General features: G+C 71.8%; 19 protein-coding genes. 14 read left to right on the top strand and 5 right to left on the bottom strand.

Translation table 11 applies throughout. From position 1 onward, the window contains the following. Positions 1–439 precede the first annotated feature (439 nt). From P2H44_RS15220 to P2H44_RS15200, 5 genes are all read left to right on the top strand, one after another. Positions 440–2,410, top strand: a complete 1,971-nt coding sequence (locus P2H44_RS15220; protein ID WP_275764719.1) for a calcium-binding protein — start codon at positions 440–442, stop codon at positions 2,408–2,410. Between the two features lie 217 nt (positions 2,411–2,627). Next, positions 2,628–4,406 carry a calcium-binding protein gene (locus P2H44_RS15215; RefSeq protein ID WP_275764718.1) on the top strand — a complete coding sequence of 593 codons (1,779 nt, stop codon included), beginning with the start codon at positions 2,628–2,630 and terminating at the stop codon, positions 4,404–4,406. 143 nt (positions 4,407–4,549) lie between these two features. Then, positions 4,550–6,352 carry a calcium-binding protein gene (locus tag P2H44_RS15210; protein ID WP_275764717.1) on the top strand — a complete coding sequence of 601 codons (1,803 nt, stop codon included), beginning with the start codon at positions 4,550–4,552 and terminating at the stop codon, positions 6,350–6,352. A gap of 62 nt (positions 6,353–6,414) precedes the next feature. After that, positions 6,415–8,094, top strand: coding sequence for a calcium-binding protein (locus tag P2H44_RS15205; RefSeq protein ID WP_275764716.1), 1,680 nt, complete (start codon positions 6,415–6,417; stop codon positions 8,092–8,094). Between the two features lie 166 nt (positions 8,095–8,260). Next, entirely contained in the window at positions 8,261–9,814 is a 1,554-nt protein-coding gene (locus tag P2H44_RS15200) for a calcium-binding protein (protein ID WP_275764715.1), read from the top strand. Positions 9,815–9,874: 60 nt separating this feature from the next. Here P2H44_RS15200 and P2H44_RS15195 read toward each other — a convergent pair whose 3' ends face one another. From P2H44_RS15195 to P2H44_RS15185, 3 genes are all read right to left on the bottom strand, one after another. Continuing rightward, complete coding sequence (locus P2H44_RS15195) at positions 9,875–10,726, bottom strand: ion transporter (RefSeq protein WP_275764714.1); 852 nt, start codon at positions 10,724–10,726, stop codon at positions 9,875–9,877. Positions 10,727–10,986: 260 nt separating this feature from the next. Beyond that, positions 10,987–12,954 (bottom strand): TRAP transporter permease, encoded by a 1,968-nt coding sequence (locus tag P2H44_RS15190; RefSeq protein ID WP_275764713.1) that lies wholly within the window; start codon positions 12,952–12,954, stop codon positions 10,987–10,989. A 251-nt stretch (positions 12,955–13,205) separates the two neighbouring features. Next, complete coding sequence (locus tag P2H44_RS15185) at positions 13,206–14,351, bottom strand: TAXI family TRAP transporter solute-binding subunit (protein WP_275764711.1); 1,146 nt, start codon at positions 14,349–14,351, stop codon at positions 13,206–13,208. Between the two features lie 354 nt (positions 14,352–14,705). Between P2H44_RS15185 and P2H44_RS15180 the strand changes: the two genes are divergently transcribed. Both P2H44_RS15180 and hemP read left to right on the top strand, forming a co-directional pair. Then, on the top strand, positions 14,706–14,864 hold the full coding sequence (locus P2H44_RS15180) for a hypothetical protein (RefSeq protein ID WP_275764709.1): 159 nt from the start codon (positions 14,706–14,708) through the stop codon (positions 14,862–14,864). 89 nt (positions 14,865–14,953) lie between these two features. Next, positions 14,954–15,103 carry a hemin uptake protein HemP gene (hemP, locus tag P2H44_RS15175; RefSeq protein ID WP_275765090.1) on the top strand — a complete coding sequence of 50 codons (150 nt, stop codon included), beginning with the start codon at positions 14,954–14,956 and terminating at the stop codon, positions 15,101–15,103. 101 nt (positions 15,104–15,204) lie between these two features. Here the strand turns inward: hemP and P2H44_RS15170 are convergent, their stop codons facing one another. Beyond that, positions 15,205–15,975, bottom strand: coding sequence for a GntR family transcriptional regulator (locus tag P2H44_RS15170; protein WP_275764708.1), 771 nt, complete (start codon positions 15,973–15,975; stop codon positions 15,205–15,207). Positions 15,976–16,268: 293 nt separating this feature from the next. On the opposite strand from P2H44_RS15170, the gene P2H44_RS15165 reads away from it, so the two are divergent. The 7 genes from P2H44_RS15165 to P2H44_RS15135 all read left to right on the top strand — a co-directional run bounded on the left by P2H44_RS15165 (position 16,269) and on the right by P2H44_RS15135 (position 23,408). Further along, positions 16,269–17,258: an ABC transporter ATP-binding protein gene (locus P2H44_RS15165; RefSeq protein ID WP_275764707.1), complete on the top strand. Its 990-nt coding sequence runs from the start codon at positions 16,269–16,271 to the stop codon at positions 17,256–17,258. Positions 17,259–17,349: 91 nt separating this feature from the next. After that, positions 17,350–18,651: an ABC transporter substrate-binding protein gene (locus tag P2H44_RS15160; RefSeq protein ID WP_275764706.1), complete on the top strand. Its 1,302-nt coding sequence runs from the start codon at positions 17,350–17,352 to the stop codon at positions 18,649–18,651. 208 nt (positions 18,652–18,859) lie between these two features. Next, complete coding sequence (locus tag P2H44_RS15155; RefSeq protein WP_275765088.1) at positions 18,860–19,708, top strand: ABC transporter permease; 849 nt, start codon at positions 18,860–18,862, stop codon at positions 19,706–19,708. A 3-nt stretch (positions 19,709–19,711) separates the two neighbouring features. Further along, on the top strand, positions 19,712–20,554 hold the full coding sequence (locus tag P2H44_RS15150; RefSeq protein ID WP_275764705.1) for an ABC transporter permease: 843 nt from the start codon (positions 19,712–19,714) through the stop codon (positions 20,552–20,554). A 5-nt stretch (positions 20,555–20,559) separates the two neighbouring features. After that, complete coding sequence (locus tag P2H44_RS15145) at positions 20,560–21,240, top strand: aspartate/glutamate racemase family protein (protein WP_275764704.1); 681 nt, start codon at positions 20,560–20,562, stop codon at positions 21,238–21,240. Between the two features lie 208 nt (positions 21,241–21,448). Continuing rightward, positions 21,449–22,327: a GNAT family N-acetyltransferase gene (locus tag P2H44_RS15140; protein ID WP_275764702.1), complete on the top strand. Its 879-nt coding sequence runs from the start codon at positions 21,449–21,451 to the stop codon at positions 22,325–22,327. Positions 22,328–22,574: 247 nt separating this feature from the next. Continuing rightward, on the top strand, positions 22,575–23,408 hold the full coding sequence (locus P2H44_RS15135) for a helix-turn-helix domain-containing protein (RefSeq protein ID WP_275764701.1): 834 nt from the start codon (positions 22,575–22,577) through the stop codon (positions 23,406–23,408). A gap of 91 nt (positions 23,409–23,499) precedes the next feature. Here P2H44_RS15135 and P2H44_RS15130 read toward each other — a convergent pair whose 3' ends face one another. Then, a complete protein-coding gene (locus tag P2H44_RS15130; protein WP_275764700.1) occupies positions 23,500–23,880 on the bottom strand; it encodes a hypothetical protein in 381 nt (126 codons plus the stop codon). Positions 23,881–23,883 lie beyond the last annotated feature (3 nt).

Below are 23,883 nucleotides of genomic sequence, written 5' to 3'. Positions count from 1 at the left end.
GGCGCCCGGCGGGGGGATCAAGGACGCCGCCGACAGCCTCGGGCTCCAGGGCCTCTTCGCGGCGCCGTGCGGGAGGCCGCGTTCCTGTCCCGACCGTCGCCCCGCCGCGTCGCCGCCCGCGGACCGGGGCGCCTGTCAGGGGCCGCCTGGGGCCTGCCGCAAGGTCCGCTGTCACGATATCGCCGCATTCGGGCGGATTTGATGTGATCTTTACGTATGGTCGTCCCACGGCGGGGCGGCCGGGGCGGGCTCCGTTTCAGGGCCCGTCCATCCCGGGGGGGGAGCCGACGTCGCCGCGACGCCCGTCGCGACGACCTGGGGAAGTGGGAGGGACCCGACCGTCATCGGCCGCGCCGTCGCCGACGCAGGCTTCGCCCGCGTCCGCGTCCGTGCGCGCGTCCGACCGGCGCGGATCCGTCCCGAGCGACGAAGAGGCGCCATGACCGACATCGTGCAGTCCACCAGCTCGACCCAGCGCGTCCTGACCGCGTCCGACAACCTCTACGTGCCCGACGGCGTGCGCCTGAGCGTCAGCGGCGACGCGGTGGCCGCCGACACGTCCTTCGGGGGCCGCGACATCGGGATCGACGGCTCGGTGATCTCGTTCAGCGGCTACGCCATCGACCTCGGCGCCGACGCCTACGGCTCGCGCATCGCGGTCGGCGACACCGGCAACGTCCGCGGCTTGCTGAGCTATTCGGGCAGCGGCGGCATCTACTCGGCCTCCGACAGCACCCTGGTCAACAACGGCGGCGAGATCACCGGCCAGATCGGCGTCTATTCCTCGCGGGCCTCGTATTTCCATCTGATCAACGACGGGCGCATCGCCTCGATCGGCAGCACCGGCGTCTATCTCTACCAGCCCGTCGCGCCCGTCGTCACCAACTCGGGCGTGATCTCGGGGTCGACGGGGCTCTACGCCATCGACTCCGACGCGCTGATCGTGACCAACACCAGCCAGATCCTCGCCCATGCCACCGGCGGCAGCGGGATCATCGTCAGCAGCGGCACGCTCGAGTTGCGCAACGCCGGCGAGATCGTGGGCAACTATCGCTCGATCAACGCCGCCGGCGCGCAGGTCGACGTCGAGAACACGGGGCTGCTCGGCGGGAACCTCCTCCTGGGCGGCGACGCCGACCGCGTGGACAATTCCGGCGAGATCCACGGCGCGCTCGACATGGGCGGCGGCACGGCGGACCAGCTTCTGACCTCCGGCCTGATCGTCGGCGACGTGGCCTCCGACGGGCGGCTGACGCTGATCAACAGCGGCGAGATCCAGGGCGCGGTCGAGCTGACCGGGGCGCTCGGCTCCCGGATCGTCTCGGAGGGCGACATCACCGGCCTCCTGTCCCTGGGCTCGGGCGTCGACATCGTGCATCTCGGCGGCCTCGTGGGCGGGGCGATCGCGACCGGCGGCGGCGCGGACGAGCTTTACGTCGAGGGCACGGTCGTCGGCGGGATCGCGATGGGCGCCCAGTCCGACCTCGCCGTCATCCGCGGCTGGGTGCAGGGCCCCCTCTACAGCTTCGGCGGCGGCGACGTGATCCGCGTCGGCGGCCGGGTCGAGGGCGACGTCGACGCGGGCCACGGCGGCGCCCGGGTCGTCGTGCGCGGCGAGACCGGCGGCGACGTGACCACCGGCGGCGGCAAGGACCAGGTGCGCGTCCACGGCGCGGTGGCCGGCGACGTCGAGACCGGCGTGCAGAACGACGTGCTGGTGGTGACCGGCGCGCTCGACGGCGCGGCGCAGATGGACGCCGGCCTCGACCTGGTGCGCAACCGCGGCGAGATCGGCGGCGCGGTCGAGCTCGGCGCCGATGCCGACCGGCTGGTGAACACGGGCGTCGTCGGCGGCTCGGTCGACGCCGGCGACACGGCAGACGAGGTGATCAACCGCGGCCTGATCGAGGGCGACGTCCAGATGGGCGCCGGCAACGACACGTATCGCGCCACGGCCGGCGGCGAGGTCCTGGGCCGGATCCGCGGCGGCGACGACAACGACGTGCTGATCGGCGCCTCGGGCGAGGAGACCTTCGAGGGCGGCGGCGGCTTCGACCGCCTGAAGGGCCGCGCCGGCGACGACGTGATCAAGGGCGGCGCGGGCGACGACACGATCGGGGGCGGCGCGGGCGACGACGAGCTGACCGGCGGCTCCAACGCCGACGAGTTCCGCATCGGCAAGCATTCCGGCGCCGACACGATCCTCGACTGGGAGGACGGCGTCGACGTCCTCAACCTGCGCAAGCTGGGCCTGACCGGCGGAACCAAGCTGGGCGACGTGATCGCCGCCTCCGAGAACCGGATCGGGGGCACGGTGATCATCGACCTCGACGACATCGGCGGCGACGGCTCGATCACCGTGGTCGGCTGGAACACCGCCCTGATGAGCGTGGACGATTTCATCTTCTGAGCGCGCGGGCCCGCCCCGGGCCCGCGTCCGACGTAGTCCCGCGGCCCGGCCCTCCGGCCCGGCCGCTTCCCTTCCCCGGCCCCGCCGTTCCGCTGCGGGCCCCGGGACGCGCCGGTCGCGTCCGGCGTTCCGATCCCCGCCCACGCGGGACCCTGACCAAGGATCGTCCCCGCCGCCGGGGGCGGTCGTCCCCTTCGATTTTCGGCGGAGCGTACCCATGCCCAACCACATCCTGACCGCGGACACGACCACCTCCACCCCTCTCGCCAACGGCGAAACCTATTACCTGCGCCACGACGTCTCCCACATCGTCGAGGTCGGCGCGGCCGTGCTGGGCGGAGGCCTCTCGACGGGCGTTTCCGTGGGCGTCGACGGCGCGATCGTCGCCGTGGCCAATCACGGCGTCTCGCTCAGCTCCAACGGCACGGCCATCTTCCTCAACGTGCAGATCGGCGAGGCGGGGACGATCCGCGGCCTCAGCACCACCAACTTCGGGGCCATCCGGCTCGATTCCGGGGGCGGAAGTTCGCAGGTCGCGAACATGGGCGAGCTGACGGCGGACGCCGGCGTGATCCTGATCGACGGCCGCTACACGGTGGACAACGGCGGCCGCATCACCGCCCAGGACGGCTACGGCGTGTGGGTCTCGACCAGCGCCGGCTCGGTCGTCAACAACAGCGGCGTGATCCAGGGCGAAAGCGCGGTGCGCTTCGACGGGCTGTCGGGGACCGGCGCGGTGAACAACACCGGCCAGATGATCGCGGGCGCCGGCAACGCGGTCTACGGCGCGGGCGCCTCCGTCGTGCTGGAGAACGCCGGCGAGATCGTCGCGCGCGACGGCTTCGCCTACTACGCCTCCGTCGGCGGCAGCGTGCTGAACACCGGCGAGATCACCGGCGTGATCGACTTCGGAACCGGCGACGCGACCCTGATGAACAGCGGCGTGATCAACGGCTACGTGCAGATCGGGTCCGGCACGACGTCCATCGTCAACACCGGCGAGATCCTGGGCGACATCGCCTCCGGCGCCGGCCTCGACCGGTTCGAGAACTCGGGCGTGGTCACCGGCCAGGTCAACCTCGGCGCGGGGACCGCGGACGTCGAGAACAGCGGCGAGATCGGCGGCGACCTGCGGCTGGGCACCTCGGGCGACACGGTGCTCAACTCCGGCGTGGTGATGGGCCGGGTGCTGCTGAGCAACGGCGCCGACACGCTCGTCAACGCCGGCGTGGTGGTCGAGGGCGTCGCCGGGGGCAACGACGCGGACAAGGTGATCAACCGCGGCTCCGTCCAGTCGCTCAGCCTGATCGGCGGCGACGACCTGGTGCGCAACAACGGCGTCGTCGACGACTTCGTGCTGTTCTCGTCGGGCGAGAACGTGCTGCGCAACCACGGCCTGATCGGCGGCCCGGTCGGCGGCGGCTCCGGCGCGGACCTGGTCGTCTCGACCGGGACGATCGGCGACGACGTGAACCTCGGCGCCACCGCCGACAAGATGTTCCTGCGCGGCGGCGTGGCGACCGGCGACGTCAACCTGGGGCAGGGCAACGACACCTTCCGCGCCACCGGCGGGGCCGAGGTGCTGGGCGTCATCCGCGGACAGGACGACAACGACCGGATCCTCGGCTCCTCCGAGATCGACCGGATCGAGGGCGGCGGCGGCTTCGACACGCTCAAGGGCCGCGGCGGCGACGACGAGATCAAGGGCGGCGCGGGCGACGACGAGCTGACCGGCGGCATCAACGCCGACGAGTTCCGCATCGGCAAGCATTCCGGCGCCGACACGATCCTCGATTGGGAGGACGGCGTCGACGTCCTCAACCTGCGCAAGCTGGGCCTGACCGGCGGAACCAAGCTGGGCGACGTGATCGCCGCCTCCGAGAACCGGATCGGCGGCGCGGTGATCATCGACCTCGACGACATCGGCGGCGACGGCTCGATCACCGTCGAGAACTGGAACACCGCCCTGATGTCCGTGGACGATTTCATCTTCTGAGCGCGCGGCCGCGGCGCGCCGGCGAGTTCATCGCAGGCCCCGCGGCCGGCCCGCCTCTTCCCGGAGCGTTTCCCCGGGCCCCCGACGCCGGAGCTTCCCTTTTCCGGGGGCGCTCGTCCCCATCGACCCTTTCGGAACCGATCATGTCCGATTTCATCCTGACCGCCGACTCGACCGCGCTGGTCACCCTCGCCGGCGGCGACAACTATTACCTCCGCCAGGACGTCTCCCACATCGTGACCACGGGGCCCGCGGTTTATGGCGCGGGCATCCTGGGCACGGTCGACGCGGGCGTCGACGGCGCGATGATGGCCACCATCGGCCACGCGCTCGACCTGCGCGCCGGCGACTTCGGCGCCACCCTCAAGGTCCAGGTCGGCGAGGTCGGCACGGTCCGCGGCCTGGGCGGAGATACCTACTACGCGGTGCGCCTGGACGCCGGCGGCGGGAGCGCCTCGGCGGTCAACCTGGGCGAGCTGACCGCGGGCAACGGCGTCTACATCGCCCGCGCCGACGCGGAGCTGGACAACGGCGGCTCGATCGTCGGGGCAGAGGGCTACGCGGTCCGCATCACCGAGGGGTCCAGCGCCCGGGTGTCGAACGTCGGCGTCATCCAGGGCGCCGAGGGCCTGCGCTTCGACGCGATGACCGGCGACGGCGCGCTGGTCAACAACGGCGTCGTCGCCGCCCGGTCGGGCGCGGCGGTGTTCATGGACGGCGGCTTCCTGACCGTCGCCAACACCGGCGAGATCACCTCCTTCGGCTCGGCGATCTACGCCGCGGACGGCGCCGATCTCGCCAATTCCGGCGAGATCGTGGGCAGCGTCCACTTCGGGGCGGGCCAGGGGGCGCTGCGCAACTCCGGCACGATCGAGGGCGACCTCTACGGCGGCGCCTCCGGCGGGCGCTACGAGAACACGGGCGACCTGATCGGCCTGCTCGACGGCCAGGACGGCGACGACACGCTCGACAACGACGGGCGCATCACCGGCGCGATCGACCTCGGCGAGGGCGTCGCCAGCGTCGACAACAGCGGCGAGATCGGCGGCGACCTGCGCACCGGCGCCTCGGCCGACACGGTCGGCAACTCGGGGCGGGTCGCCGGCACGATCTACATGGGCGACGGCGCCAACACCCTGGTCAACTCCGGCGAGATCCTCGGCTACGCCTTCGGCGGATCGGGCGACGAGGCGCTGGTCAACCGCGGCTCCCTCGCCGGGATCGCGCTGTCCTACGGCGCCGACACGGTGCGCAACTTCGGCATCGTGGACGACTACGTGAACCTGTTCGACGGCGCCAACGTGCTGCGCAACCACGGCGTCATCGGCGGCAAGGTCTCGACCACCGCCGACGGCGACCTGGTCGTGTCGACCGGCGACATCTTCGGCGACGTGACCACCGGCGGCTCGGCCGACAAGGTGCTGCTGCGCGGCGGCATGGTCGGCGGCGACGTCGAGCTGGGCGCCGGCAACGACACCTTCCGCGCCTCCGCCGGGGCCGAGGTGCTGGGCTTCATCCGCGGCCAGGACGACAACGACCGGATCCTCGGCTCGTCCGAGGACGACCGGGTCGAGGGCGGCGGCGGCTTCGACACGATCAAGGGCCGCGGCGGCGACGACGAGATCAAGGGCGGCGCCGGCGAGGACGTCATCGTCGGCGGCGCGAGCGACGACGAGATGACCGGCGGCTCGCAGGGCGACGAGTTCCGCGTCGGCAAGCATTCCGGCGCCGACACGATCCTCGACTGGCAGGACGGCGTCGACGTGCTGAACCTGCGCAAGCTGGGCCTGACCGGCGGGACCAAGCTGGCGGACGTGGTCGCGGCCTCCGAGAACCGCGCCGGCGGCGCGGTGATCATCGACCTCGACGACCTCGGCGGCGACGGCTCGATCACCGTCGAGAACTGGAACACCGCCCTGATGACCGTGGACGACTTCATCTTCTGATCCCGCGCCGCGCGGTCCCCCTGCCGGGGGCGCGCGGCGCGCCCCCCCCGAAAGGAATTTTCATGACCGACATCGTGCAGACCAACGCCTCCTCCACCGTCGTGGTGGGGGGAGGCGACTCGCTCTACGTGCCCAGGGACGTGCTGGTCACCAGCTCCAACAGCGGCATCACCAACAACGTCGTCGCCGGGACGCTCCAGGTCGCCATCGACGGGACCGTCGCCTCTCTCAACGACTACGGCGCGTTCTTCCTGCTCGACGACGCCATCGACCTCAGCTTCTCGATCGGCGCGACCGGCGTGCTGCGCGCCGCCCCCGGCTCGGGCGGCATCGGCCTCGATGTCTCGGGCTCGACCGAGGTCGACATCTACAACGACGGCTCGATCTTCGGGAACGAGGGCGTGCACCTGGCGATCTCCGGGCCGAGCTCGCGCCTGACCAACCGCGGCACGATCCAGGGCGTGGACGCGTCGGGCATGCGGGTGGTGCACAGCGGCACGGCCTACCTGAGCAACTCCGGCGAGATCGGCGGCCGCTCGGGCGCCGAGCTCTTCACCGGCTCCTTCAAGATGATGAACAGCGGCCTGATCGAGGCGGTCGACCAGGTCGGCATCCTGTTCTCGGGCACGCGGCTGGACCTGACCAACACCGGCGTCATCCTCGGGTCCGCCGCCGCGGTGCGCACCTACGCCGGGACCCTGTTCGTGGACAACCTGGGCGAGATGCGGGGCTCGGTCACCGGCGGGTCGGAGTCCGACTACATCTCGAACGTCGGATCGATCTACGGGTCCGTCAGCCTGGGCGGGGGCGGCAACACCGTCCTCAACTCCGGGCTGATCGAGGGCACCGTGGCCTCCGCCGAGCTGATCGACAACATCACCAACTCCGGCGAGATCCTGGGCGCCATCGACGCGGGGGCCGGCGCCAACAACATCCTCACCACCGGCCTGGTGCTGGGATACATCTTCACCGGCGCGGACCTGGACGAGGTGACCAACCGCGGGGTCGTCGGCGGGCAGGTGATCCTCTCGGGCGGCGACGACGTGCTGCGCAACTCCGGCGACATCGAATCCTACGTCGACCTCGGCGACGGCTCCAACGTCTTCATCAACCGCGGCGCGGTGGCCGGGACGGTCTCCGCCGACGACGGCTTCGACCGCATCGTCAACCGCGGCGTGATCGAGGGCGACGTGGACGTCGGCGACTCCGCCGACCGGATCGTCAATTCCGGCGTCTTCGGCGGCGACGTGAACCTCGGCGCCGGCAACGATCGCTACGTGGCCCGCGGCGACGGCTCGACCGAGGGGCGCGTGCAGGGCGGCGACGAGAACGACACGCTGATCGGCGGCGCGCTGGACGACGACTTCGAGGGCGGCGCCGGCTACGACATGCTCAAGGGCCGCGCGGGCGACGACGTGCTGGTCGGCGGCGCCGGCAAGGACACGCTCGTCGGCGGCGCCGGCGACGACCAGATGACCGGCGGCGGCTTCCGCGACGAACACCGCTTCGGCAAGCACTCCGGCGCCGACGTGATCACCGACTGGGTCGACGGCGAGGACGTGCTGAACCTGCGCAAGCTGGGCATGACCGGCGGAACCAAGCTGGGCGACGTCATCGCCGCCTCCCAGAACCGCATCGGGGGCGAGGTGATCATCGACCTCGACGAACTGGGCGGCGATGGCTCGATCAACGTGGTCGGCTGGAACACCGCCCTGATGAGCGTGGACGACTTCATCTTCTGACGCCCGGCGGCCGCGGGCGGCGCTTGCGGCGCGGGGATGAACGTCCGGTTGACGTTGGGTTGAAAAGCCGGGGCGAGGGGCGTCTTCGCCCTTGCCCTTGCGGCGCCCTCCCGGCTCTGATCGGGGCGGGGGGGCGCTTCGCTCCGCGAAAACGGGGAGACGCGACATGGCGACCATCTTCGAAACCGGCGGCACGACCCCCCGCGTCCTGGCGACGAACGATCGCTACTACGTCGCGCCCGGGATCGTGCTGAACACCTTCTCCGACGCGGTGCAGGGGAACAACGCCAACAACGTCCAGGCCACCATCGACGGCACGGTGGTCTCGCTGGCCGACGACGGCGTCTACCTCAGCGCCAACGGCGACGTCAGCGCCAACCGCGTGGTGGTCGGCCAGACCGGCATCGTGCGCGCCGAGCAGTCGGGCGCCGCGAACTACGGCGTCTACCTCCAGGCCCTGCGGGTCGAGCTGAGCAACGCCGGCCAGATCACCGGCGGCTACGGCGTCTACGCCACCATCGCCGACGCCATGCGCTTCTCGAACTCCGGCCTGATCGAGGGCCTGCAGGCCGCGGGCTTCCGCGCCGCCTACATCGACTACGTCGTCTTCGAGAACGCCGGTCGCCTCGTGGGCGAGAGCGCGGCCGCCGAGATCTACGACTCCGCCGTCTCGGCCCTGAACACCGGCGCCATCGTCTCCGCCGACGGCGGCGCCGACGGGTTCGCGATCGCCAACGGCTCGGGCCAGACGGTGGACCTTGTGAACCTGGGCGAGATATCCGGCGGCCGCCGCGGCGTGCTGGTCGGCGGCTACGGCGACGTCTCGATCGACAACGCCGGCGACGTCGCCGCCCTCTACCAGGCCGGCGTGCGCCTGTCCTCGAACGAGGCGCTGTCGCTGGTCAACTCGGGCCGCATCGCGGGGGGCGCCGGCGTCTCGCTGGTCCAGAACGCCGCCACGATCCTCAACACCGGCGAGATCGTCGCCAACACCGACGTCTCCTCGCCGATCTTCGGCGTGATCACCGGCTGGGCGATCGAGGGCTCGGGCATGGTCGGCGCGCTGAAGCTGATCAACCAGGGCCTGATCGCCGGGCCGCTCTTCGCGCTCGAGACCGACGACGCCAACGACTCCGTGCGCAACGCCGGCGAGATGCTGGGCGACGTCGCCCTGAACGGCGGCGCCGACCAGTTCCGCAACGCCGGCGGCACGGTCGTGGGCGACGTGAACCTGGGCGACGGCAACGACGCCTACGTCGCCCGCGCCCAGGGCTGGGTCGACGGCCGCGTGCAGGGCGGGAACGACAACGACACGCTCAAGGGCGGCGCCTTCGACGACGTCTTCCAGGGCGGCGGCGGCTTCGACCTGCTGAAGGGCCGGGCGGGCGACGACGACCTGGTGGGGGGCGCGGGCGCCGACACCCTCGTGGGCGGCGGCGGCGACGACGAGCTGACCGGCGGCGGCCAGGCCGACGTCTTCAAGTTCGGCAAGCATTCCGGCGACGACGCCGTCACGGACTGGACCGACGGCGAGGACAAGCTCGACTTCCGCAAGCTGGCGATGTCGGGCGGGACCAAGCTCGCCGACGTCGTCGCCGCCTCCGAGAACCGGATCGGCGGCGAGGTGATCATCGACCTGAGCGAGCTGGGCGGCGACGGCTCGATCAACGTGGTCGGCTGGAACACCGCGCTGATGAGCGTCGACGACTTCATCTTCTGACCCGCGCGGCCCGCGGCCCGAGGCGCCCCCCGGGCCGCGGCCGCCCTCAGACCTCGGACCTCAGACCTCTGGGCTCGGCGCGCCGCGCCCGCGCATCTCGCTGCGCAGCTCCGCGATCTCGGCCCGCAGGGCGCGCAGCTCGGCCAGGGTCTCGGCCGCCGCGCCGTGCGGGTGGCCCGAGGCGGCGGAGGCGACGGCCGCGTCGTCCTCGGCCTCGTGATGGGTCTGCATGGCGTCGACCATGATGCCCACGAACAGGTTCAGCACCGCGAAGGAGGTGATCAGGATGAAGGGCACGAAGAAGGCCCAGGCCATCGGGAACGCCTCCATCACCGGGCGCACGATGCCCATCGACCAGCTCTCGAGCGTCATCACCTGGAACAGCGTGTAGGCGCTCTCGCCCATGGTCTCGAACCACTCGGGGAAGGCGCCGCCGAAGAGCTTGGTGGCCATGACGGCGAAGACGTAGAAGATCAGGCTCATCAGCAGCACGACCGAGCCCATGCCCGGGATCGCGCGCAGAAGCCCCGTCACCACCCGGCGCATCGAGGGCACGGTCGAGACCAGCCGCAGCACCCGCAGGATGCGGAAGGCGCGCAGGATCGACAGCGGCCCCGAGGCCGGGATCAGCGCCACGCCCACCACCACCAGGTCGAAGATCCGCCAGGGATCGCGGAAGAAGGCGAGGCGGCGCACGTAGAGGCGCAGCGCGATCTCGGCCACGAACACCGCCAGGATGGCGCGGTCCAGCGCGACCAGCACGGGGCCGATCGCCTCCATGGCGCTGGGCGATGTCTCCAGCCCCAGGATCAGGGCGTTGGCGACGATCAGCGCCACGATGGCGCGTTCGAAGGCGGGGGCGTCGACGAGGTCGCGCAGGCGGTCGCGCAGAGAGGCGCGCTGGGAGGACATGGCGGAGCTCCGGGTCGGTCGCGGTCGGCGGGGCGGCGTTCGAAGCGATCTAGGAACTCGCGCCCGCCAAGGCCATGCGCCCATGCGGTCGCAGCCGCGCGCGGCCGCTGAAAAGTGAGAAGGACGGCGCGGCTCGCCGCCCGTGGAAACGGGAGAGAGACGGCGCATGACGCCGCCCCCTGAAGCGCAAGCGGGGCGGCGCATGGCGCCGCCCCGGGAAAAAAGCTGCTGGCGCGCCGGCGTCGCCGCCGGCGGGCCGCTCAGGTGACGGGCGCGCGGGTGGCGGCCCGCGTGCCGGTGGCCCTCGCCACGATCAGCGGCAGGATCGCCAGCGCCACGCCGACCCCGTTCAGGGTCCAGCGGTCCAGCCCCAGCTCCCCGTCGCCGGGCATGGCCAGCGCCAGGCCCGCGAAGAACAGCATCACCCGCAGCGCCATCCCCTTGAGGTCCGAGCCGAGGTCCCCCACCAGGCTGACGTGCCCCTGCAGCGCCGAGGCGATGAACACCACCCCCGTCAGCGCCGTGGTCAGGGTCACGCACACCTCCCAGGCCGGCGCCTCGCCGACCAGGGCGGGGTTCAGCACGAAGAAGAAGGGCGCGAGGTAGATCACGCCCCCCAGCTTCATCGCCTCGAACCCGGTGCGCATCGGCCCCGCGCCGGCCATCGTCGCGGCGGCGAAGGCGCCCAGCGCGACGGGCGGCGTGATGTAGCTGACCATGCCCCAGTAGAGGATGAAGAGGTGGACGGCGATCTCGTTCAGCCCCGCCTGGGTCAGCGCCGGCGCCAGCACCACCGCGAGGAAGATGTAGCAGGCCGTCACCGTCATCCCCATGCCGAAGATGAAGGCCGTGATCGCCCCCATCGCCAGCAGCGCGAGGGTCGAGTCGCCCGCCAGGAACACCAGCTCGTTGACCAGCGTGCCCGCGAGGCCGGTGGCCGAGAACGCGCCCACGATCAGGCCCACGCCCAGCAGCACCGCCGTCAGCTCGGCCAGCGCCCGGCCGATGCCCACGATCAGGTCGCCGAAGCTCGACAGGCTGAAGCGCTGGCGGCGGATCACCTGGTTGATCAGCAGCAGCAGCGCGATCGAGTAGAAGGGCGCCAGCGTCTCCTGCCGCAGGGCCAGCATGAAGAAGATCAGCACCGCGAAGACGGCGATGTAGGGCCAGCCCTCGGCGAAGGTGGCGCGCAGGGTCGGCGCCTCGCCCGGCGCCAGGCCCTTCAGGCCCCGGCGCGCGGCATAGGCGTCGATCTGCATGAACAGGCCGAAGTAGAACAGCAGCGACGGGATCGCCGCGGCCATGGCGATGTCGACGTAGGGCCGCGACAGGAACGAGGCCATGACGAAGGCCGTGGCGCCCATCACCGGCGGCATCAGCACGCCGCCGGTCGAGGCGCAGGCCTCGGTCGCCGCCGCGTAGCGGGCCGAGAAGCCGGTGCGCTTCATCGCCGGGATCGACACCGCGCCCGTGGTCAGCACGTTCGAGATCACCGAGCCCGACATCGAGCCCATGAAGCCTGAGGCGAAGATCGCGACCTTCGCCGCGCCGCCGCGGAAGCCGCCGACCAGCGCCAGCGCCAGGTCGTTGAAGAACTTGCCGCCGCCCGTGTGCTGGAGCACCGCGCCGAAGACGATGAAGCCGATCACCAGGCTGCCGAAGGCCCCCATCGGGATGCCGAAGGAGCTCTCGGACGAGATCATGTGATAGGCCGCCAGGTCCCAGAACGGCGAGGCGAAGCCGTTCAGCGGGTCGGGCATCACGTCGGCGATGGTGGGATAGAGCGAGAAGGCCGTCACGATCAGGAACAGCACCAGCCCGCCCGCGCGCCGCGTCGCCTCGAGGATCAGCAGGTAGAAGACGATCGAGACCCAGCGCGCCGTGTCGGGGGCGGCGTATTCCCAGCCCTCCTCCAGGCTCGTCTCGGCGGTGATCGCCATGTAGGCGCCCGCGACGAAGGACAGCGTGCACAGCGCCCAGTCCAGCGCCCCCGTCCCTTTCGAGGACGACAGCGGGTAGACCAGGAAGGCAAGGCCCATGAAGGCGGCCCCCAGGATGTACAGGTAGGCCCCCTCGATCAGGACGACCCCGAACGCCTGGATGTTGAACAGCTGGTGGATCGCCAGCGCCACGCCGGCCAGCGTGATCGCGATGGTCAGCGCGCGGGCGACGGGGGGCAGGGGCGCGGGCGCGACCCCGGCGATCTCTCTACGTTCGGCCTCGTCCATGGGCGGCGGGGTCCTTCGGGTTGGGGTGGTGCGGAGCGGTCGGGCGGGCGGCCGGCCGGGCGCGGAACGCCGCGCCGGGGGCGCGGGCGAAGGCGGGCGGGCGGGCCGGAGCAAACGGGCGGGACGGCGGCGGCGGTCTGCGGAGTCGGTCTGGGGCGTCGGTCGGCGGGCGCGCGCTTCGCGCAGGCGCCGCGGCGCGCGTCCCGGAAACGAAAACGGGGGCGGACGCCTGCGCGCCCGCCCCCGCCCGATCAGAACACGACCGACAGGCCCGCGTCGGTCAGGGCCTTGCGGCGCGCCTCGGCCCAGGCGGCCTCCCAGTCGGCGGGCTTCTGCGCCTCGAGCGCGGCCCAGGCGTCCTGGAGGACCTTCTGGCGCTGGATCAGCGCGTCGTTATGCGCCTGCGCCGCGTCCGTCCACGCGCCCGCTTCCTTGAAGTAGCGGATCGCGCCGTCGTGGTAGGGGACCACCCACTCGAAGTTCTGGTACTTCATCGCCCAGCCGTCGATGCCCGGCGCCTTGCCGGCGTACTGGTCGTAGAGCTCGAACATCGCCTTGGTCTGGTTGTAGACCAGCTCCTCGTCCTGGTCGGCGTAGGCGATCAGCACCGGGTAGGGATAGGCGGCCGAGGGGATGCCCCCTTCGGTGGTCGCGGCCACCGCGCCCTTGGTGGCGACGACCGGCTGGAAGTAGGGCGCGATCGCCAGCATGCGGTCGAGCCCCTCCTTGTTGTTCGGATCGATGTGCGGCCACATCAGCCCGCGGGGCGAGGCCTCCATCTGGAAGGCGGAGCCCGAGGTCATGATCGCGTAGGCGGCGTCCACGTCGCCGTTGACCATGCCCTTCCAGCTGTCGCCGTAGCCGCCGAACTCGACCACCTCGACGTCGTCCCAGGTCAGGCCGCCGTAGGCGAGGTAGGCCTCCATGTTCACGTTCAGCGCGGGCGCGCCCTTCACGTAGGCGACGCGCTTGCCCTTCAGGTCGGCGTAGGTCTCGACGCCCACGTCCTTGGCGACGCCCACGGCCAGCGCCGCCTCGCCGGAGTTGTTCATCGCGACCAGGCGCACCGACTGCGGGCCCCAGCGGTCGGTGCCGAACTCGAACACGCCTTCCTGCAGCATGTAGATGCCCACGCCCATCGCCGAGAAGGGCGCCTTGCCCTGGCGGACCGGCTCCATGCGGGCGATATCGTTCTTGCCGGGCAGGATGCGCAGGTTGGTGCCGGTGGCGTCCTGCATGGCGGCGCCGATGGCCACCGACTGCGCGTAGCCGGACGAGCCGGTGTCGTAGGCCGTCCAGACCAGCTGGTCGGGCAGGGTCAGGTCGGCCGCGTGGCCGGGGGCGGAGAGCGCAACGGCGGCGGCGCCCGCGACGCAGAGCGCGCGAAGATGCTTCATGGGTGTCCTCCCAGTTTCGTCTCGACCGCCTCGGCGGCGGCCGGGTCTCGGCGACCGCGTTCATCGCGGTCTTGGTCTTGTCGTGGCGGCGCCAGAGTTTCGGCAATCCTGCCGGGCGTCAAGGTGACGGGCGCGGCGCCGGCGCGGATTCACGTCGCGCGGGCGTGAGCGGCGCGGCGTTCCGCCTCCGGTCGCGAGGCCCGGCATGACGTTGCGGCGGCCTATTCCTGAGTGAGATCATCGGGATTGACGAATCCGACTGTTTCGCTCAGAAAATTGAGGGACGACGGCGCGGCGGGGTTTTCTCCCCCCTGCGGGACCGGCGTCGTATGCGACTGGACGCGGAGCGAACGCATGCTGCGGAACTGGATCAGGCGGACGGCCGCCCCGGCGGGCCCGGCCCGACCGACGGCGGAACGGACCGAGGCCTGGACGGCGCTGCTGACCGGCGACCTCGCCCCGCTCGACATCTCCGTCGAGCGTTGGCTCGACCGGCTTGAGGAGGCGAGATGAGCTATCTCCGACCGATTTCCGAACCCGGCTCCCCCGCCACGCCCGCCCGGGCGACCGAGGCGCGCCGCCCCGAGTTCAGCCGCGGCGAGATCCTGCGCCGGGAAGCCGAGCTGAAGGCCCCGCCGATCCACGACGCCCGCGAGCTGACCGCGGGCGGGGCCGAGGCCCGCATCGTGCTCGACGGGTCCGTCTACACGCTGCGCGTGACCCGGCTGAAGAAATTGATTCTCACGAAGTGATTTCGCCCCCGGCCTCGCCGGGATAGGACCCGCGGAGGGGGCGCACGCAGTCCCCTTCGCGCATTCCGCCCTAGGCCCCGCAGGGCAGGGCGGCGCGGCGCTCAGCGGATCGGGTCGGTCCGGGTCAGCGCCTGGGCCAGCGACATCGCCGGCGCCGGCCGCTCGTCCAGGTCGAGGCCCGAGCGCAGGTCGACGATGTGCCCCCGCATGATCTCGGCCGCCGCCGTCCCGTCGCGGGCCTCCAGCGCCTCGACCAGCGCCAGGTGCGCATGGCTCTCGCAGGTGGCGTCGGCGCGCCGCCAGTAGAGCGCGATGATCAGCGACGAGCGCGCCACCAGCGCGCGCACCATCCCCGCCAGCACCTGCTGATCGGCGATGTCGCAGATGCGGACGTGGAAATCCCCCGACAGCGCCAGCGCCCGGCCCTTGTCGTCGGCGGCGACCGTCTCGTGCTCCCGCTCCAGGTGCGCGCGCAGGGCGGCGCATTGCGCGGGCGTGGCGGACTGGGCGGCCAGGGTCGCGATCCGCGGCTCGACCAGCGCGCGGGCCTCGAACACCTCGTTCGCCTCGCGCCGGGAGGGGCGGGCGACGAAGGCGCCGCGATTGCGCTCGATCGTCACCAGGCCGGAGTGCGCCAGCGCGTGCAGCGCCTGGCGGGCGACGGTGCGCGAGGCACCGAACAGCTCCCCCACCTCGTCTTCCGACAGCTTCGCGCCGGGGCTGACCCGATGCTCCAGGATGGCGTTGTGCAGGCGGGTGCAGATGTCGAGCGCGCGGCCCGGCGGCAGGGAGAACAGCCGCCCGGCCTCGCCGTCGTCCGCGGAGTCCGTCTCGATCTCGTCGAGGCGGGCGTCGTCATCGCCCAGCGTCATCGCCGTTCATCCCTCTGGTCTCCGCAAGCTCTAGCCGATGGCGCCCGGCGGTGCAAAGGCGGACGATTGGATACGATCCATGACGTTGCGGATACGAAGAGAACTATCATCGTGTTCAATCTGCACAGCAATGCGGCGCCTGAAAGGCCGTCGGCGCCCGCGCGGGCGGCAGATGCGCCCGGAACGCGCGCCGACGCCCGGATCAATCTGCGCCAGCGCCGGCCCGCGCGCAACTGGCACGCCGCTTGCTCCGTTCCGGGCTTCGGACGCGGCATCCCAGGGAACGGCAGGGCATGGTCGAGGACAAGACGCTGGAGCTGGTCTCCGTCACCAAGCGCTACGGCACGGCGCTGGCGGTCGAGGCCATCGACCTCAAGATCGCCTCGGGCGCCTACTGCTGCCTGCTGGGGCCCTCGGGCTGCGGCAAGTCCACCACGCTCCGCATGATCGCGGGGCATGAGAGCGTCACCGACGGCGACATCTTGCTGGGGTCCCACCGCATCCACCACCTGCCGCCCGCCAAGCGCGGCACCTCGATGATGTTCCAGAGCTATGCGCTGTTCCCGCACCTGACCATCGTCGAGAACGTGGCCTTCTCGCTGAAGATGAAGGGCGCCTCGAAGCAGGAGCGCCAGGCCAAGGCGCGCGAGATGCTCGACCTCGTGGACATGGGCCAGTTCGGCGAGCGTCTGCCCTCCCAGCTCTCCGGCGGTCAGCAGCAGCGCGTGGCGCTGGCGCGCTCGCTCATCACCCGTCCCCAGGCCCTGCTGCTGGACGAGCCGCTCTCGGCGCTCGACCCGTTCCTGCGCATCCGCATGCGGGGCGAGCTGAAGAAGATCCAGCGCGACCTCGGCCTGACCTTCGTGCACGTCACCCACTCCCAGGACGAGGCGCTGGCGCTCGCGGACCTGGTGGTGGTGATGAACGCGGGCCGGATCGAGCAGGCCGCGCCCGCGCGCGAGGTCTTCGACGCGCCGCGGACCGAGTTCGTCGCCCGCTTCATCGGCGGCCACAACGTCATCAAGGACGGCCCCGGCGCGATGGCCGTGCGCGCCGACCGCATCCAGGTCTCGCGCTCCGGCGCGGGGACCGAGGGGCTGGCCGCGGTGGTGCGCGACGTCGAGTACCTGGGCGCGTCCGTCTCCGTGGCCGCGGCCACGGGGGCTGCGGGCGAGATCACCGCGGTGATCCCCGACCACGCCTATTTCAGCGACCCCGTGCAGATCGGCGACGCGGTGACGCTCGCCTGGAAGCCCGAGGACGCCCACCGGCTCGCCGCCTGAGGGGGCGGCGCGCGGCCCGAAGCACGATCCGTTCGACACGAGCCCGGGGCGGTCGGCCGACCGCCCCGCAACAGGGAGAAGGAAGCAGACCATGACCGAGACGACGAAATACACCACCAAGAACGGCGGCTGGTCCCGCCGCGCGATCCTGAAGGGCGGCGCGGCCGCGGTGGGCGCCGCGGCCGGTTCCGGCGTGCTGGGCGCGCCGATGATCTGGGCGCAGGACATCAAGGACGTGACGCTGCGCCAGTTCGGCACGGGCGTGTCGAACCTCAACGAGGTGGCGCAGAAGGTGAAGGAAGACCTCGGCTTCACGCTCGAGATGACGGCGCTGGATTCCGACTCCGTCACCCAGCGCGCGGCGACGCAGCCCAACTCCTTCGACATCGCCGACATCGAGTACTGGATCTGCAAGAAGGTCTGGGGCGCCGGCAACCTGCAGGCGATGGATACCTCGAAGATCAAGAACTACGACAAGATCGTGGGCATCTTCAAATCGGGCAAGCTGACGCCCGAGAGCGTCATCGCCCAGGGCACCGCCCCCCACACCGTCGGCTTCACCGAAGGCCCGGGCTCCAAGAAGTTCGCCGACACCGAGACCGGCTGGATGACGCTGATCCCCACCATCTACAACGCCGACACGCTGGGCATCCGCCCCGACCTGATCGGCCGCCCGATCAACAACTGGCATGAGCTGCTGAACCCCGAGTTCCAGGGCAAGGCCTCGATCCTCGACATCTCCTCGATCGGGATCATGGACATGGCCATGGTCTGCGAGTCGATGGGAGAGATCGCCTACGGCGACAAGGGCAACATGACCAAGGAGGAGATCGACAAGACCATCGCGATCTTCACCGACGCCAAGAAGCGCGGCCAGTTCCGCGCCTTCTGGAAGAGCTTCGACGAGAGCGTGAACTTCATGGCCTCGGGCGAGGTGGTGATCCAGTCGATGTGGTCGCCCGCGATCACCGCGGTGAAGTCCAAGGGCATCCCCTGCGTCTACCAGCCGCTGGAAGAGGGCTACCGCTCCTGGGGCGGCGGCATAGGCCTGTCGGCGGCGCTCTCGGGCCTCGAGCTCGAGGCGGCCTACGAGTACATCAACTGGTATCTCTCGGGCTGGGTCGGCGGCTTCCTGATGCGCCAGGGCTACTACTCGGCCGTGCCCGAGACCTCGAAGGAGTTCATGTCCGCGAACGAGTGGGGCTACTGGTTCGAGGGCAAGGAGGCCGTGGAGCCCATCACCAACCCCTTCGGCGACGTGATGGCCCAGCCCGGCGAGACCCGCGACGGCGGCTCCTTCTACGAGCGCATGGGCTCGGTCGCCTGCTGGAACGCGGTGATGGACGAGAACAAGTACCTCGTCCGCAAGTGGAACGAGTTCATCGCCGCCTGAGGATCCGGGGCCGGCGGGACGGCTCTGTCGCGGGCTCCGCCCGCGAGGCGCCCGCCCGCCGACCCCGCCCATGACTTCCGGTCCCCGCCCGCCGCGGCGGGGACCGGGCCTTCCCAGGCCCGCCAGACGCAGGGACGCGCCCATGACCGACATGCCCCTCGACGCCGCCCCGCCGGCCGAGAAGACCCCAGGCTCCGAGGTGCGCACGATGCCCGGCTGGCTGGCGTCGTGGCTGCTGGTCGCCCCGCTGGCGCTGGTGCTGGCGGCGTTCCTGCTGATCCCCATCGCGGTGATCTTCATCGTCAGCTTCTGGGGCTACAACGAGTGGGACTTCTTCCCCGACTTCACCTTCGAGAACTACGAGTACCTGCTGACCTCGTCGGTGACCTGGGCGACCTATCTCAACACCCTCAAATACGTGGCGCTGTCGTGGGCCTTCACCGCCGTGATCGGCTTCACGGTGGCCTATTTCCTGGCCTTCCACGTGCGCTCGGTGGTCTGGCAGACGGTGCTGTTCCTGGTCTGCACGGTGCCGTTCTGGACCTCGAACATCATCCGCATGATCTCCTGGGTGCCGTTCCTGGGGCGCAACGGGCTCGCCAACCAGTTCCTGCAAGGAATCGGCGTGATCGACGAGCCGCTGGAGTTCCTGCTGTTCTCCGACTTCGCCGTCGTGCTGGCCTTCGTGCACCTCTACACGCTGTTCATGGTGGTGCCGATCTTCAACTCGATGATGCGCATCGACCGCAGCCTGATCGAGGCGGCCCGCGACCAGGGCGCCTCGGGCTTCCAGATCCTGACCAACGTGATCCTGCCGCTGTCGAAGCCCGGGCTGATGATCGGCTCGATCTTCGTGGTCACGCTGGTGATGGGCGACTTCATCACCGTGCGCTTCATGAGCGGATCCCAGTCCGCCTCCGTGGGGCGCATCATCCAGAACGAGATCGCGCTGCTGCAATACCCGGCCGCCGCGGCCTCGGCGGTGGTGCTGCTGATCACGGTGCTGATCATGATCGCCGTGATGCTGCGGCTGGTCGACATCCGCAAGGAGCTCTGAGCCATGTCCGAGAAGCGCGGCGCCTCCTTCTACATCCTCGCGGGCGTCTTCGCCCTGTTCGTGGCCTTCCTCTACGGCCCGATCCTGACCATCGGCATCCTCAGCTTCCAGGGGCCGCAGGGGGGGCTGACCTTCCCGATGAACGGGGTCTCCACCCACTGGTTCTTCGACCTGTTCGAGCAGCAGGCGGTCGGCGACTTCTGGGGCTCCTTCTCGCGCTCGCTGCGGCTGGGGCTGATGGTGATGGTGGTGACCGTCGTCGTCTCGGTGATGGCCGGGCTCGCCTTCCGGCGGAAGTTCGCGGGCGCGGGCTGGCTGTTCTACCTGGCGGTCACCTCGCTGATCATCCCCTCGATCCTGGTCTCGCTGGGCGTGGGGCTGATGTTCGACATCGCCGGGATCACGCCGAACTGGTTCAGCTCGGCCTTCGGCTCCCAGCTCACCTGGACGCTGCCCTTCGGGCTGCTGATCATGTTCGCGGTGTTCAACCGCTTCGACAAAAGCTACGAGGAGGCGGCGCGCGACCTGGGCGCCTCGCCCTGGCAGACGGTGCGCTACGTGGTGCTGCCGATCATCGGGCCCAGCCTGGTGGGCGTGGCGCTGTTCGGCTTCACGCTGAGCTACGACGAATTCGCCCGCACGCTGATGACGTCGGGCTCCAAGAACACGCTGCCGCTGGAGATCTTCGGCATGACCACCAACGTCACCACGCCGGTGCTCTACGCCCTGGGCACGCTGACCACGGTGTTCAGCTTCGTCATCATCGGCGGCTCGATCGGCGCGGTCGCGCTGATGCGCCGGCGCAAGGCGCGCGCGCCCTCCGACGCCGGCAAGGGAATGGTCTGAGCGGAATGCGCCTGCTGATCCTCAATCCGAACTCCACCGCCTCGATGACCCGCTCGATCGCGGCGGCCGCCCGCGCCGTGGCCGCGCCGGGGACCGAGATCGCCGCGACCAACCCCGCCGGCGCGCCCCCCGCGATCCAGGGGGCCGCGGACGGCGAGGCGGCGCTGCCCCATGTCCTCGCCCTGCACGCGGCCGAGACGGCGCGCAACGCCCCCGACGCCGCGATCATCGCCTGTTTCGACGACACCGGCGCGTGGGAGCTGAAGGCGACCGCCCCCCACCCGGTGATCGGCATCGGCGAGGCGGGGATGATGGCCGCGGTCCTGCGCGGGCGCCGCTTCTCGGTGGTGACGACGCTCGCGGTCTCGGTCCCCGTGATCGCCGCGAACGCCGCGCGCTACGGCTTCGGCGAGCGCTGCGCGAAGGTCCGCGCCTCGGGCGTGCCGGTGCTGGCGCTGGAGGACGACCCCGAGGCCTCGGCCCGCGCCGTGCGCGAGGAGGTGCTGCGCGCGGCCGCCGAGGACGGGGTCGAGGCGGTGGTGCTGGGCTGCGCGGGCATGGCCCATCTCGCCCAGGGCATGGCCGCCGACGCGGGCCTGCCGGTGATCGACGGCGTCGCCGCCGCCGTGCGCCTGGCCGAGGCGATGCACGGCCTGCCGGGCCTCGCCGCCGCCCGCGCCGCCTGAGCCCGGGGCCGCCTGAGCCCGGGGCCGGCGGGGCGGCTCTGTCGCGGGCTGCGCCGCGCGAGGCGCCCGCCCGCCGACCCCGCCCCCGACGCGTCGCCCCCTCCCGGGGCGAGGGGCGTCCACGCGCGGCGCGCGGCCCCCGCGATCCCTCCAATTCCAGGCGCATCGCGCTTGACAGGCGCCCGGCCGCCGGGGCCTCTGCTGGGGCATGTCGAAGCTCTACGTCCCCCCGCCCGGCCTCACCCTCCGCCCCGCCAGCAGGGACGAGTTCGCCCTCGCCATCGACTGGGCGGCGGCCGAGGGCTGGAACCCCGGCCTCGACGACCTCGACGCCTTCGCCGCCGTCGATCCCCGCGGCTTCTGGATGAGCTGGAAGGACGGGGTCCCGATGTCCTGCATCTCGGTGGTGCGCTACACGCCCGCCTTCGGCTTCCTGGGCTTCTACATCGCCGCGCCCGCGGCGCGCGGAACCGGCTGCGGCCTCGCGGTGTGGGAGGCGGGGATGCACCACCTGGGCGACCGGACCGTGGGCCTCGACGGGGTGCCGGCCCAGCAGGACAACTACCGCCGCTCGGGCTTCGAATGGGTGGGGCGCAACATCCGCTTCACCGGCGTGCCGTCGGTGGGCGAGCCGCCGCGGGGCGTCGTGCTGCGCGCGCCCGAACAGGCCGACCTGCCGGCGATCCTGTCGCTCGACCGCGCCTGCTTCGGCGCGCCCCGCGACCGCTTCGCCGCCGACTGGGTCCTGCCCGGCCCCGGCGTGCGGCGGCGCAGCCTCGCGGCCTTCCGCGGCGGCGCCCTCGCCGGCTTCGGCACGATCCGCGAGTGCCGGGAGGGCTTCAAGATCGGCCCCCTCTTCGCGACCGAGCCCGAGGCCGCCCACGCCCTCTTCGCCGGCCTCTGCGCCCTCGCGCCCGCCGGCGCGTCCGTGAACCTCGACGTGCCCGAGGCGAACGCGCCGGCGGTGGCGATGGCCGAGGCCGCGGGCCTCGCCTATTCCTTCGAGACGGCGCGCATGTACCGGGGCGAGGCGCCCGACCTCCCCCTCGGCTGGACCTGGGGCGTCACGACCTTCGAGCTCGGCTGAGACGCCCGCCCCCCCCCGCATCGCGACGGGGTCGGCGGGCGGGCGCCTCGCGGGCGCAGCCCGCGACAGCGCCGCCCGACCGGCCCCGAGCGGAGGGACGGCGGCTCCGAGCGACGCGCCAGGGCCCCGGCCGACCCGCAACAGGCTCACCGCACCCCCGCGCGATCGTCGCTTCCATTACCTCCCAGGTCATCGACCCGCTTCCCCGCCGGGCCTACCCTGCGCGCTTCGGCAAGGGAGGCCGCGCATGACCCAGACCCCCGCTCCACCCCCTTCGGGCGCCCCGACCGTGGGCGACCACCTGCGTGCCTGGCGCCGCCGCCGCCGGCTCAGCCAGCTCGCCTGCGCGCTCGAGGCCGACGTCTCCCAGCGCCACCTCTCCTTCGTCGAATCCGGCCGCGCGAAGCCCAGCCGCGAGATGCTGCTGCGCCTCGCCGACCGGCTCGAGGCGCCGCTGCGCGAACGCAACGCCATCCTCCTCGCCGCCGGCTTCGCCCCGGTCTATCCCGAGCGTCCGCTCGACGCGCCCGAGATGGCCGCCGCCCGCGCCGCGGTGGAGCGGATCCTGAAGGGGCACGAGCCGTTCCCAGCCCTCGCCGTCGACCGCCGCTGGACCCTGCTCGCGGCCAACGCGGGCGTCGAGGCGATGCTGGCGCTGGTCGAGGATCCCGCGCTGCTGGCGCCGCCGGTCAACGTGCTGCGGCTCAGCCTGCATCCCCGGGGCCTCGCCCCGCGGATCGTCAACCTGGCGGAGTGGCGGGCCCATGTGCTGGAGCGGCTGCGCGGCCAGGCGATCCTCGCCCCCGACGCCGCGCTCGACGCGCTGATCGAGGAGCTGGCCGACTACCCCGCGCCCCGCCCCTCGCCCCGCCCGCATCCCGACCCGCTGGCCGGCATCGCGGTGCCGCTGAAGCTGGCGATGGGGGGGCGGGAGCTGTCGTTCCTGACCACCACCACCGTCTTCGGGACGGCGGCCGAGGTGACGCTCTCCGAGCTGACGCTGGAGTGCTTCTTCCCCGCCGACGCCGCCACGGCCGAGGCGCTGACCGGCCTCGCCCCCGCCCCGCGCGCCGAAGCCTGAGCTCGCGCGAGGCGCGAGTTGACAGCTGTCAACTCGACCACGGGCGCCCTGGGCGAGGCCGCCGCGGGCCGGGACCCGCGGCGGCCTCGGGTCACGCGGCCAGCGGCGCGCGGGCGAGGGCCCGGCCCTCGGTCCAGGCGAAGCCCGCCACCACCGCCGCCTGCGCCAGCACCAGCGCCGCGCCGGCCGCGTTGGGCGAAGTCAGGGCCAGCACGCCGAGGCTCGCCGCCGCCCAGGCCCAGTTGCCGACCACGACCAGCCGGGCCAGCGGCCGCGAGGGCGCGCGCCGCCCGGCCGCGAGCAGCATCAGCCCGGCGCAGGGGAACAGCAGCAGACCCGCCCAGAACAGCAGGCCCGGCGGCAGGTCGAGCGCCGCGCCGAGCGGGCCGGCGCCCAGGCTCAGGACCAGCCCGCAGAGCGCGCCGATCAGCGCGTCGAGCCGCAGCAGGGTGCGAAGGGAAAGCGCGTCCATCTC

Source organism: Albimonas marina (genome assembly GCF_029223255.1).
Classification (GTDB): Bacteria; Pseudomonadota; Alphaproteobacteria; order Rhodobacterales; family Rhodobacteraceae; genus Albimonas.
This window is presented reverse-complemented; position numbering and strand designations above follow the sequence as displayed.

Bases quoted from the DNA above. Each gene is read 5' to 3' on its own strand.
- P2H44_RS15165 (WP_275764707.1), top strand. From the start codon at position 16,269: ATGGTCGAGGACAAGACGCTGGAGCTGGTCTCCGTCACCAAGCGCTAC.
- P2H44_RS15190 (WP_275764713.1), bottom strand. From the start codon at position 12,954: ATGGACGAGGCCGAACGTAGAGAGATCGCCGGGGTCGCGCCCGCGCCC.
- P2H44_RS15215 (WP_275764718.1), top strand. From the start codon at position 2,628: ATGCCCAACCACATCCTGACCGCGGACACGACCACCTCCACCCCTCTC.
- P2H44_RS15200 (WP_275764715.1), top strand. From the start codon at position 8,261: ATGGCGACCATCTTCGAAACCGGCGGCACGACCCCCCGCGTCCTGGCG.
- P2H44_RS15220 (WP_275764719.1), top strand. From the start codon at position 440: ATGACCGACATCGTGCAGTCCACCAGCTCGACCCAGCGCGTCCTGACC.
- P2H44_RS15140 (WP_275764702.1), top strand. From the start codon at position 21,449: ATGTCGAAGCTCTACGTCCCCCCGCCCGGCCTCACCCTCCGCCCCGCC.
- P2H44_RS15150 (WP_275764705.1), top strand. From the start codon at position 19,712: ATGTCCGAGAAGCGCGGCGCCTCCTTCTACATCCTCGCGGGCGTCTTC.
- P2H44_RS15160 (WP_275764706.1), top strand. From the start codon at position 17,350: ATGACCGAGACGACGAAATACACCACCAAGAACGGCGGCTGGTCCCGC.
- P2H44_RS15130 (WP_275764700.1), bottom strand. From the start codon at position 23,880: ATGGACGCGCTTTCCCTTCGCACCCTGCTGCGGCTCGACGCGCTGATC.
- P2H44_RS15170 (WP_275764708.1), bottom strand. From the start codon at position 15,975: ATGACGCTGGGCGATGACGACGCCCGCCTCGACGAGATCGAGACGGAC.
- P2H44_RS15180 (WP_275764709.1), top strand. From the start codon at position 14,706: ATGCTGCGGAACTGGATCAGGCGGACGGCCGCCCCGGCGGGCCCGGCC.
- P2H44_RS15135 (WP_275764701.1), top strand. From the start codon at position 22,575: ATGACCCAGACCCCCGCTCCACCCCCTTCGGGCGCCCCGACCGTGGGC.
- P2H44_RS15210 (WP_275764717.1), top strand. From the start codon at position 4,550: ATGTCCGATTTCATCCTGACCGCCGACTCGACCGCGCTGGTCACCCTC.
- P2H44_RS15155 (WP_275765088.1), top strand. From the start codon at position 18,860: ATGCCCGGCTGGCTGGCGTCGTGGCTGCTGGTCGCCCCGCTGGCGCTG.
- P2H44_RS15205 (WP_275764716.1), top strand. From the start codon at position 6,415: ATGACCGACATCGTGCAGACCAACGCCTCCTCCACCGTCGTGGTGGGG.
- P2H44_RS15145 (WP_275764704.1), top strand. From the start codon at position 20,560: ATGCGCCTGCTGATCCTCAATCCGAACTCCACCGCCTCGATGACCCGC.
- P2H44_RS15195 (WP_275764714.1), bottom strand. From the start codon at position 10,726: ATGTCCTCCCAGCGCGCCTCTCTGCGCGACCGCCTGCGCGACCTCGTC.
- P2H44_RS15185 (WP_275764711.1), bottom strand. From the start codon at position 14,351: ATGAAGCATCTTCGCGCGCTCTGCGTCGCGGGCGCCGCCGCCGTTGCG.